The following is a 12382-nucleotide window of genomic DNA, read 5'->3' on the forward strand; positions in this document are numbered from 1 at the left end:
GGCCCCTCGGGGCCCTTTTTCATGCTCGATCGAACACGGCGATCGACTCGACATGCGCCGTGTGCGGGAACATGTTGACCACACCCGCGAAGGTGCAGCGATAGCCCGCCTGGTGCACCAGGAGGCCAGCGTCGCGCGCCAGCGTCGAGGGATTGCAACTCACGTAGACGATGCGCTTCGGCGGCGACCAGCCGCCCTCGTGCAGTTCGATCTGCTGATGAAGGTCGGCGAGCGCCTTGGCCAGCGCAAACGCACCCTCGCGCGGCGGATCGACCAGCCACTTGTCCGCGGCGCCGTCGGCCACCAGCATCGCGGGCGTCATCTCGAACAGGTTGCGCGCGACGAAGCGAGTCGCGGCCAGCGCGCTTCGACCTGGCACGGCGGGGCGGTTGCGCTCGAAGTTGTCGGTCGCCCGCGCCACCAGCGTATCGCTGCCCTCGATGCCCAGCACCTCGCGCGCGCGGCTCGCCAGCGGCAGGGTGAAGTTGCCGAGTCCGCAGAACCAGTCGATCACGCGCTCGCCCGATTGCACGTCGAGCAGGCGCAAAGCGCGGCTGACCAGCGCGCGGTTGATGTGCGGATTGACCTGCGTGAAATCGGTCGGCTTGAAAGGCATCGTGACGCCGAACTCCGGCAACTCGTAAGCCAGCGCGGGACCGTCGGGTTCGAGGAGCTTCACGGTCTCGGGCCCTTTGGCCTGCAGCCACCATTGCACGCCGGCGTGCTGCGCCGCGAACGCTTTGAGCCGCGCCATGTCCGCAGCGGACAGCGGCTCCAGATGCCTCAGCACCAAGGCGATCACGCCGAGGCTGGCGCCGTCCGGCGCGTCCCCGCAAGCCAGTTCGATCTGCGGGCAGGTGTCGCGCGCCTCCATCGAACCGACGAGTTCGCGCAAGGGCATGAGCATGGCGCTGACCCGGGCCGGCAGCACGGGACACACCTGCATGTCCGCCAAGTAGCGGCTCTTGCGCTCGTGAAAGCCGATCAGCACGGTGCCCTTCTTGGCCACGTAGCGCATGGAAAGGCGGGCGCGATAGCGGTAGTGCCAGGCAGGCCCTTCCAGCGGCCGCAGCATGTTCTCGGGACGCACCTTGCCGAGATGCCACAGGTTGTCCTCGAGTGCGCGCTGTTTCACCGCCACCTGCGCAGCGGCATCCAGGTGCTGCATCTTGCAGCCGCCGCATGCGCCGGCGTGCAGACCAAAATGCGGACAGCCGGGCCGCACACGCTGCGACGACTCGCGGCGGATCGCGGCCACGGTGCCTTGCTCCCAGTTGTTTTTCTTGCGGTGCACGCTGAACTGCACTTCTTCGAAAGGCAATGCGCCTTCGATGAACACCACCATGCCGTCGGCCTTGTGCGCCACGCCCTGTGCGTCGAGGTCGAGCGACTCGACGTGCAGCCATTCATCGCGGGCTTGCTGCTGCGCCGCCTTCTTCTCTATCGAATCCGTCATGCACGGATTGTCTCAGGGCTGCGGGGCGCCCTCGGCCCGAGCGCTACAAAAACGCATCGCGCTGGACGCCGGCGCGCGCGAGCTGGCGGCGCATCTTGGCGAGCGCCTCGTTCTGGATCTGCCGCACGCGTTCCCGCGTCAGGCCGAGGCGCACGCTCAACACTTCGAGTGTCTCCGGATCGCGGTCGTGCAGGCCGTAGCGGCCTTCCAGCACCTCGCGCTCGCGTTCGCTCAGTGCGTGGATCCATCGATCGAGAAGCTTCTCGACCTCGTGCGTCTGCGTCACGCCCGTCGGGTCTCCGCCCTCGTCTTCCGAAGCCACCGTATCGGCCAGGCTGAAACTGTCGTCGCCGCGCTCGCTGCCCGCGTCGAGCGAACGTGGCGCCTCGGAGAGCGCCATCAGCTCGGCCACCGCCTGCACCTCGCGGCCCAGCAGCGCCGCGACATCTTCGACCCGCACGCCGTCGGGCCGGCGGGCGATGAAGTCGGCGTCGCCTTCCAGCGCACGGCGCGCCCGCATCACCTGTTGCAGTTCGCGAACCACATGCACCGGCAGCCGGATCGCGCGAGCCTGCATCATCGCCGCCCGTTCGATCGACTGGCGGATCCACCAGGTTGCATAGGTGGAGAAGCGAAAACCACGCTCCGGCTCGAACTTGTTGATCGCATGCATCAGGCCGAGGTTGCCTTCCTCGATCAGATCCGCCAGCGGAACGCCGCGGCCGAGATAGGCCTTGGCGATGTTCACCACGAGCCGCAGGTTGTGCTCGATCATCGATTGCCGCGCCGCGAAGTCGCCGCTGCGGGCGGCGCAGGCGGTCTGGTATTCCTCGTCGGGAGTGAACAGTTCGGTGCGCCGGATCTCGCGCAGGTAGAGCGTCAGCGAATCGCCGCCTTCACCGCCTAGGTCGACCGGCACCGCGTCGTGCGCAATCTCAGGCAGCGCGCCCTTGTCCGCGCGATCAACGACGTCATCCGCAGGAGCGGGCAGGCTCGCAGGCTTGTAGGGCCGCAAGGTCGAGATGCTGCCGTTGCCCGCCGCGCGCCGCACGACCGGAATGCGACGCGGGACGGAGGCAGCCATGCATGATCCTAGCGCGCGGGCAGGTAGCGCGCCGGATCGACCGGCTTGCCCTGGCGGCGGATTTCGAAGTGCAGCTTCACGCGATCCGCGTCGCTGTTGCCCATCTCGGCAATCTTCTGGCCCTTCTGCACGGACTGGTCTTCCTTCACCAGCAGCGTCCTGTTGTGCGCATAAGCGGTCAGGTAGGTGTTGTTGTGCTTGAGGATGATCAGATTGCCGTAGCCGCGCAGGCCGGCGCCGGCATACACCACCCGTCCATCGGCTGCAGCAAGCACCGAATCGCCGGCCTTGCCGCCGATGTCGAGTCCCTTGTTCTTGGCTTCGTCGAAGCCCGCAATCAACGAGCCGTGCGCAGGCCAGATCCAACCCACATCTTCATCGCCCGATGCCGTGGCAGCCGGCGCGGAAGGTGAAGCGGTGATGATGGGCGGGGTGGGTTTGACAGCCGCACTCGCCGCGGCCGCAGACGCCGCTGCGGCGCCGGAGGACGGTGCGACGGCGGCCTGCGTGACCGGCCGCGTCACGGCGCTCGAGGCGTCGGTCGTGCCAGTTGCAGATGCCGGCGCCCCAGCGCTTGCGGTAGCGCCGACCGGCGGAATCACGCGCAGCACCTGACCGACTTCGATCAGGTCGGGATTGTCGAGATTGTTCCAGCGAGCGATGTTCTGCCAGCTCTGGCCGGTTTCGGTGCCGATGCGGCGAATCGTGTCACCGGGACGCACCGCGTAGTAGCCGGGCTTGCCGTAGTTTTCGATGCCCGGCAGCGGCTTGCCCGAAGCGTCCGTGGTGATGGTCGGGACACCGGGCGCGCTGGGCGCGGCAACCGTCGCGCTGGTCATCGTGCCGCGGTCCTCGACCGGTACGGGGCCGCGCCTGGCGGCACACCCCGCAATCAAGAGCGCGACCAGCAGCGTCACGCCGGCAAGCCAGCCCCGATTGCCAATACCCAGCATGTGTTCTTCCTTCAAGCAATTCCCGATTTTAGGGGGACAAAGTGAACCGCCTCAAGAATGCGGCGCTCCAGTCCCCGCGCTGTTTTGTCGATCACGACAAGCGCCTGTTTGCCGACCTCGGACTGTGTCGGCGCGACGATGCGGCCGCCCACGGCCAGCTGCGCGATCCATGCCTCAGGCACCGCTTCGCCGCCGGCCGCCGCGATGATGCCCGCGTAGGGTGCGCCCTTCGCATAGCCCACCATGCCGTCCCCCAGCAGCAGATGGACCGTGGCCAGCCGGAACGAGCGGAGATTGATGCGCGCTCGCTCGTGCAATCCGCGCAGGCGTTCGATGCTGTAGACCTCGGTCGCGATGTGGCTCAACACCGCCGCTTGGTAGCCGCAGCCGGTCCCGATCTCGAGCACGCGGCCCAGCCGGTCGGCGGGCTTGTTTGCCAACGCGGGCGCACCAAGCAGGAGTTCGATCATGCGGGCCACCACGTTCGGCTTCGAGATGGTCTGGCCCAGACCGATCGGCAGGCTCGTGTCTTCATAGGCCTGATTGACCAGTGCGCTGTCGACGAAAAGATGACGCTCGACCGTGCCCATGGCGCGCAGCACCCGCGCGTCGGCAATGCCCTGCGCCGCGAGCCGCTGAACCATGCGCGCGCGCACGGCGTCGGAGGCCATCGAAGGCGTGTGATGAACGAGCGGCTTGGCAGGCACGGCCGACGCGCGCCCGCGCGTCGCAACCGACGCGGTGGGCGTGAGCCGGACGGGGAATCCTGGTCGCTGGCTCGCCATGTCAGGACGGCTCGCCCAGGCGAGCCACCGTCTCGCGCCATTGGCCGAGGTTGGCATGGTCGGTCAGGTCGATCTGCAAGGGCGTGAGCGCAATGTGGCCGGCCGCCGTCGCATGGAAGTCGGTGCCCTCGCCGCTATCCTTGGCGCCGCCCGCCCCCGCGATCCAGTACATGGTCTCGCCGCGCGGGCTGTCCTGCGTAATGACCTTTTCGGCTGCATGGCGGCGCCCCAGCCTGCAAACCTTGACCGATTTCAGCTTGTCGAAGGGAAGATTCGGGATGTTGACGTTGAGCAGAAATGCGCCGCTCTCGAGCATGCGTTCGCGCTCGATCTGCTCCACCAGCCGCCGGGCCGCGCGGGCCGCCGCGTCGACATGGGCCCAGCCCTTCTCGATCTGCGAGAACGCGATCGCCGGAATGCCGAACAGGTAGGCCTCCATGGCAGCGCCGACGGTGCCCGAGTAGATGGTGTCGTCGCCCATGTTGGCGCCGTTGTTGATGCCGGAAACCACCAGATCGGGCCGGTAGTCGAGCAGCCCCTTGAGTGCGATGTGCACGCAGTCGGCGGGCGTGCCGGTCACGTAGCGAAAGCCGTTGTGCGCGGTGTGCACGTAGAGCGGCGCCGCCAGCGTGAGCGCGTTCGACTTGGCGCTGTTGTTGTGCTCGGGCGCGACCACTTCGACTTCCGCCACCTCCTTCAGCGCATCGTGCAGCGCAACGATGCCGGGAGCCTGGAAGCCATCGTCGTTCGAAATAAGTATCTTCATGTCGTCTGTGAGTGCGCGCGATTGTAGGCGGCCCATGCGTCACGGCAGGGACAATGCCGGCCTGCCAGCCCGCCTATCATGGCCCGGATTCATTGCCCCAGAGACCTACCTCAAGGAGACACGAGCATGCACGCATGGCTCTGCGAAAACCCCACCGGCGTCGACGCCCTGACCTGGAAAGAACTGCCGACGCCAACCCCCGGCCCGGGTCAGGTGCTGATCGAAATCAAGGCTGCCAGCCTCAACTTCCCCGATCTGCTCATCGTGCAGAACAAGTACCAGATCAAGCCGCCGCTGCCCTTCGTGCCTGGGTCTGAATATGCAGGGGTGGTAGCGGCGGTCGGCGACGGAGTGACTCATCTGAAGGTCGGCCAGAACGTCGCCTGTCTTTCCGGCACCGGCGGCTTCGGCACCCACACGCTGGCGCCGGCCGCCCTTTGCATGCCGCTGCCCGAGGGCTTCGGCCATGTCGATGCGGCGGCTTTCATCATGATCTACGCGACATCGTGGCACGCGTTGATGGACAGGGCGCAGCTCAAGGCCGGCGAAACCTTGCTGGTGCTCGGTGCGGCAGGCGGCGTCGGGACGGCAGCGATCCAGATCGCCAAGGCCGCCGGCGCCAAGGTGATCGCTGCCGCGTCCACCGATGAAAAATGCGAGCTCTGCAAATCCATCGGCGCCGATCTCACGATCAACTACACGACGCATGCGCTACCCAATGGCTTTCGCGAAGCCATCAAGGCAGCAACCGACGGCAAGGGTCCGGATGTCATTTATGACCCGGTAGGCGGCGATTTCGCGGAGCCTGCATTCCGCTCGATCGGTTGGCGCGGGCGCTATCTGGTCGTGGGCTTCGCCGCCGGTCCCATTCCCTCGCTGCCATTGAATTTGATGCTGCTCAAAGGCGCGTCGCTGGTTGGCGTGTTCTGGGGGGATTTCGCCAAGCGCGAACCCAAAGCCAATGCGCAGATGATGGCCGAATTGGCAAAGTGGTACGGCCAAGGCAAGATCAAGCCGGTGATAGACCGCACCATGCCGATGGCGGAGTTGAAGGCCGCCTACGCGCACATGGGTTCGCGCGGCGTCAAAGGCAAGCTCGTGATGGTCAACTAAGGCCTGCTACACACAATAAAAAAGCCCGCACATGCGGGCTTTTTTACGAGGGACCAAGCGAACCGTCTACTTGATCTCGAAGTCCGACAGCGACTTGCCGGCGGCCAGCGCCTCCGTAATCCAGCGCGGCTTGCGCCCGCGCCCGCCCGACCATGTTTCACCGGTGGGACTGCGATACTTTGCAGCCGCCTTGATCGTGACCACCCCCGTACTGCGCTTGCCGCCACGCGTGCCGAGTTTCAGATCGGCCGCAGTCAAACCGTATTCCGCGATCTTCTTGCGCAGTTCCTCGATGACACCCGCGCGCTCCTGATTGCGCAGCTCCTCGGCTTGTTTGCGCAATTGCGCAATCTGCTCGTCGTGCTTCTTGATCTGGGAATTGATGTCGGCAAGGGTTGAGGCCATCGGTGAAATCCTCCGAATTGGAAAGTAAAAATTCTAATTCAAATCCCAATTGCCGCAAGTGAGGCAACTCCAAAAAAAAAGCGCCGATCGAATGATCGGCGCTTTATGTCAAAGGGGTTTGGGGTGGCTGATGGGACTCGAACCCACGACGACCAGAATCACAATCTGGGACTCTACCAGCTGAGCTACAGCCACCACAGAGCCTGCAATTGTAGCGGCAAAAAACTAGCGCCCGCCGACAACGATCGGATCCACCGGTTTCGGCACCAGGATCTGCGCCTTGAACCTGCTCTTCAGCATGTCGTAGTACGCCGCATTCTCCGCCGCGGCCACGGCCTGGGCGACCTGCTGCGTCTCCTGCTGCGCCGCCTCGGGTGCGGACGGCGTCCGCGGCACCGTCTTGTTGACGCGCACAACGGCATAGCCCTGTGCGCCGAGATCGACGCCAACCAGTGAAGGAAGCTTGGCCGGATCGGCCCGCAATGCGCTCTCGATGGCAGGCGCCGGCTGCGACTGGGTCTCGAGCCGCGAAACCGTCACCGGCCCACCAAGGCTCGCGTCGGCCGGCTTGGCTTGCCACGCCGCGAGCTTGGCTTCGCCCTCGGCCTTGGCGAGCGCGGCTGCGCGCTCGGCGACAAGCTGCGTACGAACCTTGTCCTTGACCTCTTCGAAAGGCAACGCCCGAGCAGGGCTGTATTGCGTCACGCGCCCCGATGCGAGCTGGTTGGGCCCGATCTCGATCGCCTCGGTGTTGTGCTTGCGCTCAAGCGAATCGGCGGCAAACAGCGCGTTCAGGAAGTTGCGGCTTGCCAGCGCGCCCGCGGCGCCCGGCGCCGGCATGCGGCCGATCTTGCTCGCGGTCTGGATGGTGAGCTTCAACTTGTCGGCGGCCGGCTTCAGGCTGTCGGGCTGCTGGTAGACGATGTCGGTAAAACTCTCGGCCGCCTTGGCGAACTCCTGCGTGGCCTGTTGGCCGCGCACTTCGTTCTCGATGGCGGCGCGCGCCTGCTCGAAGGGCTGTATCACCGCGGGCTTGATGTCGTTGAGCTGGATGATGTGATAGCCGAACTCGGTTTCGACGACATCGCTGACCTCGCCTTTCTTGAGCGCGAACATCGCATCCTCGAAAGGCTTGACCATGGCGCCGCGCGTCACGAAATCGAGGTCGCCGCCCTTTTCCGCCGATCCGGGATCTTGCGAATTCTTGCGCGCGAGGTCGGCGAAAGTGCCAGGCGCCTTCTTGACTTCGGCCAGCAGCTGCTGCGCCTTCGCACGCGCCTTCTCGCGCTCGGCAGCGGGCGCACTCGCGGGCGCACTGATCAGGATGTGGCTGGCACGGCGTTCTTCCTTGGTACCGAAGCGCGCGGCGTTCTGATCGTAATAGCTGCGCAGATCGGCCTCGTTGATCGCGATGTTCTTCTTCGCCGCTTCGAGGTCGAGCACCAGGTATTCGATGCTCGCCTGTTCGGGCACCTGGAATAGCGCGACATGCTGCTTGTAATAGGCCTCGAGGTCGGCATCGCTCACGCTGACCTTTGCTGCGAAGTCACCCGGGTTGAAGCGTGCGACCTGCACTTCGCGGCGGTCATAGAACGCATTGAGCGTGGCCGCTGCCTGGGCGGGCGTGGCGAATGCCGTTCCCGAAATGCCCAGCAGCACCTGCTGCGTTGCCAGATCGGCGCGCACCGAGGCTTCGTACTGCTCGGGTGTGCGGCCCGTCGCACGCATGAAGCGCTCGCGATCGAACTTGCCGTCGGCCGTACGGAAAGAAGCCAGGCCCGTATCTTCGGCGAACAAGCGCGCGAGCCGCTCTTCGGACACCGTCATGTTCGATTTGGAAGCGGCTGCCGCGAGCACGCGGTCGCGCACCATCCGCTCCAGGGTCGCGTAGCGGGCAGCGTCCGAATCGAGCAAGCCCGGTTCGATGTTGGGTGCCTGCTGCCGGATCCTGTCGACTTCGTTGCGGTGCTGCGCATCCCATTCCGGCCGCGTGATGTCGGTGCCGTCTACGCGTGCAACCTTCTCCCCTTGGCCGCCGCCCTGGTAGCGATCCACGCCGAACAGCACAAAGGACGGAATGATCAGCAAGAACAAGAGCGCCATGATGACCTTGTTGTACTTGCGGAAGGAATCAAACATGCTTGGACACTCTCTGCGGGATGAACGAAACAGCAAACAAAAAAGGCGAACTGAGTGTTCGCCTTTGCATCGGGTGGTGGGTGCTGAGGGGTTCGAACCCCCGACCTACGCCTTGTAAGGGCGCCGCTCTACCAGCTGAGCTAAGCACCCCACCGGGAACCAGTGTCTCAGTTCAGCGCGTCTTTGAGCGCCTTGCCGGGACGGAACTTCGGGATCTTGGCGGCCTTGATTTTAATCGCGTCGCCGGTGCGCGGATTGCGGCCCGTGCGCGCAGCGCGTTTGCCGACTGCAAAGGTGCCGAAACCGACGAGCGATACGGAACCGCCCTTTTTGAGCGTGGTACGAATGGCGCCGATGGTCGATTCAAGTGCGCGCGTGGCAGCGGCTTTGGAGATATCGGCGTTTTTTGCGATGTGCTCAATCAGTTCGGTTTTGTTCACAAGGACCCCTTGCAGGAAAAAATTGTTGATCAGGTAACGTCAGAAACAATGCCGGCCCCATGACGGTGCCATGGGGTGTGACGAATGAAAAAGGATGGCAGTTCTGACGCGCCGGCAGCGCACTGCCGACAAGGATTACAACCACTGGTCCACGGGGTGTCAATACGACACTCAGCCGCGCAATCCAGCGAGGACCGCGATTTTAGTGGTGTTTTGCGCCGGCTCTTTTCAGAGCGCTTGTGCGACCGCACGACCCAGGTCAGTCGTGCCCGCGCTGCCGCCGATGTCAGGCGTACGCGGTGCGCCGCTCGCCGGCGCCAGTACTTTCTCGATCGCTGCCAGGATGGCGTCATGCGCAGCCTTGTGGCCCAGGAACTCCAGCATCATCGCGCCGCACCAGATCTGCCCGATCGGATTGGCGATGCCCGTGCCGGCGATGTCCGGCGCCGAGCCGTGCACCGGCTCGAACAGCGAGGGCGTGGTGCGATCCGGATTGAGGTTCGCGCTCGGCGCGATGCCGATCGTGCCGGTGCATGCGGGTCCGAGGTCGGACAGGATGTCGCCGAACAGATTGCTCGCCACCACGACATCGAAGAAGTCGGGACGCTGCACGAAGTGCGCCGTCAGGATGTCGATGTGGAACTTGTCGAGCTTGACACCCGGATAGCTCTTCGCCATCGCGGCGACGCGCTCGTCCCAGTACGGCATGGTGATCGAGATGCCGTTGGATTTGGTCGCGCTGGTGAGGTGCTTCTTCGGTCGCGATTGCGCGAGCTCGAAGGCGAACTTGAGCACACGGTCCACGCCGACGCGCGACATCACGGTCTCCTGGACGACGATCTCGCGCGCCGTTCCCTCGTACATGCGCCCGCCGATGCTCGAGTACTCGCCCTCGGTGTTCTCGCGCACGATGTACATGTCGATCTCGCCGGGCTGCCGCGGCGTACCGTCCCGCCGGACCACCGGCGCCACGATGCCCGGCATCAGGCGCGCGGGACGCAGGTTGATGTACTGGTCGAACTCGCGGCGAAACAGCAGCAGGGAGCCCCAGAGCGAGACATGGTCCGGAATCTTCTCGGGCCAGCCGACCGCGCCGAAGTAGATGGCGTCGTGCCCGCCGATCTGATCCTTCCAGTCGTCGGGCAGCATCTTGCCGTGCTTCTCGCAGTAGTCCCAGCTCGAAAAATCGAAATGGTCGAAATGAAGATCGATGCCGAACTTGCGTGCCGCGGCATCGAGCACACGCAGTCCTTCAGGCATCGTTTCCTTGCCGATGCCGTCGCCGGCGATGACTGCGATTCGTTGCGTGCTCATGTCTCAGATCCTTGGAGTGGTGTTGAAGAAAGACAGCGCCTCGGCCAGCAGCTCGCGCGGCGCCTCCTCGGGAATGTAGTGACCGCAAGGCAAGGTCGCGCCCGACACGTCGACGGCGCGTTCGCGCCACAGCGAGAGCACGTCGAACCAGCGGCCCACCGCGCCATGCTCGCCCCACAGCACGCGCAGCGGCTGGGTCAGCTTGAGGCCGGCGGCGATGTCCGCGCGATCGTGTTCGAGATCGATCGTGGCCGAGGCCCGGTAGTCCTCGCAGATACCTCGCGCGGTGCCCTCGATCGCAGCACACCGCTCGTACTCGGCCAAGGCCTCGGGTGCAAAGGGCGCGAGACCGGCATGACGGCTGCCCATGACGCTGCGAACGTAGCGCACCGGATCGGACTCGATCAGCGCTTCGGGCAAGGGCGGCGGCTGGATCAGGAAGAACCAGTGCCAGTAGGCGCGCGCAAAGGCCTCCGAGGTGTTCTGGTACATCGCGAGGGTCGGTGCGATGTCGAGCAGCATGAGCCGTTCGACCGCCTGCGCATGATCCGCCGCGAGCCGGTGCGCCACTCGAGCGCCGCGGTCGTGCGCCAGCACGCCGAAGCGTGAGAAGCCGTGCTGCTGCATGGCATACAGCGCATCGAGCGCCATCTCGCGCTTGCTGTAGTGCGCGTGGTCCGCATCCGCCGCAGGGCGGCCCGAATCGCCATAGCCGCGCAGATCGACCATGACGACCGTGAACTGCTCCACCAGCGCCGGGGCCGTGCGATGCCAGATCGCATGCGTCTGCGGGTGGCCATGAAGCAGCAGCAGCGGCGCGCCGTGTCCGCCGATGCGGCCGTGCAATCGCACGCCGTTGCGCGACAGGTCGAAGGTGGAGAACGAAGTGAACACGGGTCGATTGTGCGTTGCGTGCCGCACAGCATCAAGCAACAATCAGCCAATTGATACTTTCCAAAATGGCAGTAATGGACCGTGGAGACCTGGAACTGGTGATCGCCATCCGCGATCGCGGCAGCCTCGCGGGCGCGGCGGCGGCGCTGGACGTCGTGCCCTCCGTCGTCACCAAGCGGCTCGGGGCGCTCGAGGCACGGCTCGGCCAGCGCCTGTTCGATCGCACCACGCGCCGGCTCAACCTCACCGCCGAAGGCGAAGCCGTGTGCCTGCATGCCAAGAGCCTGCTGGCCGGCTTTGCGGCGCTCGAGAACGAGCTCGGCGAGCGCCAAAACGAGCTGGCCGGCACGATCCGCCTTGTTGCGACTTTCGGTTTCGGCCGGCGCTGGCTCGGCCCCGCGCTCGCGGCTTTTCGCGAGCAGCACCCCGCGCTGCAGTTCCAGTTGCAGCTGATGGAGCAACTCCCCGACCTCGGCGCCGAAGGCCACGACGGCGCGCTCTGGCTGTGGCCGGTGCAGCGTCGCCACGCCGGCGACTGGGTCACACGCAGGATCGCGCGCAATCAGCGCGTGCTGGCCGCAGCGCCGAGCTACCTCGAGCGGCGTGACAAGCCCGCGGATCTCGCCGCGCTGGCCGCGCACGACTGCCTGGTGGCGCGGGAGAACGGCGACGGCAGCGAACGGGAGGCCGCGCTCTGGACGCTGCGTCACGTCAGGGACGGCAGCACGGCGCGTGTGCGCGTGCGCGGCCCGCTGTCGAGCAATTCGGGTGAGATGGTGCGCGACTGGTGCCTCGCCGGCCAGGGCATCATGCTGCGCAGCCTGTGGGACATCGCCCCGCAGCTCGCATCGGGCGAACTGGTGCAACTGCTGCCGCAGTTCGCGATGCCGGACGCCGACATCCAGTGGATCGCACCCTGGCGCCCGAAGACACCAAAACGAGTGCGCGTCCTGGTCGACTTCCTGATCGAACGCTTTCGCGGCGAGCCGTGGAAACCCGAGGGCAAGCGTTCGCGCTGAGTCAGGCCGACGCC

Annotated in this window: 12 protein-coding genes and 2 tRNA genes; 2 read left to right on the forward strand and 12 right to left on the reverse strand. The window is 65.5% G+C overall.

Translation table 11 applies throughout. The features are described from left to right. Window positions 1–19: 19 nt before the first annotated feature. From rlmD to surE, 5 genes are read right to left on the reverse strand one after another with little or no spacing between them, the layout of a single operon-like run. Complete coding sequence (gene rlmD, locus ACSQ89_RS19030) at window positions 20–1456, reverse strand: 23S rRNA (uracil(1939)-C(5))-methyltransferase RlmD (RefSeq protein ID WP_436291092.1); 1437 nt, start codon at window positions 1454–1456, stop codon at window positions 20–22. 43 nt (window positions 1457–1499) lie between these two features. Beyond that, window positions 1500–2540, reverse strand: coding sequence for a sigma-70 family RNA polymerase sigma factor (locus ACSQ89_RS19035; RefSeq protein ID WP_093109852.1), 1041 nt, complete (start codon window positions 2538–2540; stop codon window positions 1500–1502). Between the two features lie 8 nt (window positions 2541–2548). After that, a complete protein-coding gene (locus ACSQ89_RS19040; protein WP_436291091.1) occupies window positions 2549–3493 on the reverse strand; it encodes a peptidoglycan DD-metalloendopeptidase family protein in 945 nt (314 codons plus the stop codon). 11 nt (window positions 3494–3504) lie between these two features. Continuing rightward, a complete protein-coding gene (locus ACSQ89_RS19045) occupies window positions 3505–4278 on the reverse strand; it encodes a protein-L-isoaspartate(D-aspartate) O-methyltransferase (protein ID WP_436291090.1) in 774 nt (257 codons plus the stop codon). A gap of 1 nt (window position 4279) precedes the next feature. Beyond that, complete coding sequence (gene surE / locus ACSQ89_RS19050; protein WP_093109855.1) at window positions 4280–5044, reverse strand: 5'/3'-nucleotidase SurE; 765 nt, start codon at window positions 5042–5044, stop codon at window positions 4280–4282. A gap of 126 nt (window positions 5045–5170) precedes the next feature. Here surE and ACSQ89_RS19055 point away from each other — a divergent pair, with 126 nt between their 5' ends. After that, entirely contained in the window at window positions 5171–6157 is a 987-nt protein-coding gene (locus ACSQ89_RS19055) for an NADPH:quinone oxidoreductase family protein (protein WP_093109856.1), read from the forward strand. Between the two features lie 66 nt (window positions 6158–6223). Here the strand turns inward: ACSQ89_RS19055 and ACSQ89_RS19060 are convergent, their stop codons facing one another. From ACSQ89_RS19060 to ACSQ89_RS19090, 7 genes are all read right to left on the reverse strand, one after another. Further along, the gene (locus tag ACSQ89_RS19060) at window positions 6224–6562 is read right to left on the reverse strand and encodes an H-NS histone family protein (protein WP_093109857.1); all 339 of its coding nucleotides are present in this window, start codon (window positions 6560–6562) and stop codon (window positions 6224–6226) included. Window positions 6563–6681: 119 nt separating this feature from the next. Continuing rightward, window positions 6682–6757, reverse strand: a tRNA-His gene (locus tag ACSQ89_RS19065). Between the two features lie 30 nt (window positions 6758–6787). Beyond that, on the reverse strand, window positions 6788–8701 hold the full coding sequence (locus ACSQ89_RS19070; protein ID WP_436291089.1) for a SurA N-terminal domain-containing protein: 1914 nt from the start codon (window positions 8699–8701) through the stop codon (window positions 6788–6790). A 74-nt stretch (window positions 8702–8775) separates the two neighbouring features. After that, a tRNA-Val gene (locus ACSQ89_RS19075) sits at window positions 8776–8851 on the reverse strand. Window positions 8852–8868: 17 nt separating this feature from the next. Beyond that, the gene (locus ACSQ89_RS19080; RefSeq protein ID WP_007830705.1) at window positions 8869–9141 is read right to left on the reverse strand and encodes an HU family DNA-binding protein; all 273 of its coding nucleotides are present in this window, start codon (window positions 9139–9141) and stop codon (window positions 8869–8871) included. 228 nt (window positions 9142–9369) lie between these two features. Continuing rightward, on the reverse strand, window positions 9370–10455 hold the full coding sequence (locus ACSQ89_RS19085; RefSeq protein WP_436291088.1) for a tartrate dehydrogenase: 1086 nt from the start codon (window positions 10453–10455) through the stop codon (window positions 9370–9372). 3 nt (window positions 10456–10458) lie between these two features. Further along, window positions 10459–11349, reverse strand: a complete 891-nt coding sequence (locus ACSQ89_RS19090; protein ID WP_436296341.1) for an alpha/beta fold hydrolase — start codon at window positions 11347–11349, stop codon at window positions 10459–10461. A 74-nt stretch (window positions 11350–11423) separates the two neighbouring features. Here ACSQ89_RS19090 and ACSQ89_RS19095 point away from each other — a divergent pair, with 74 nt between their 5' ends. Continuing rightward, window positions 11424–12368, forward strand: a complete 945-nt coding sequence (locus ACSQ89_RS19095) for a LysR substrate-binding domain-containing protein (protein ID WP_436291086.1) — start codon at window positions 11424–11426, stop codon at window positions 12366–12368. The last annotated feature ends 14 nt before the right edge of the window (window positions 12369–12382 follow it).

The sequence above is a fragment of the Variovorax sp. LjRoot175 genome (assembly GCF_964253805.1).
Lineage (GTDB): Bacteria > Pseudomonadota > Gammaproteobacteria > Burkholderiales > Burkholderiaceae_C > Variovorax.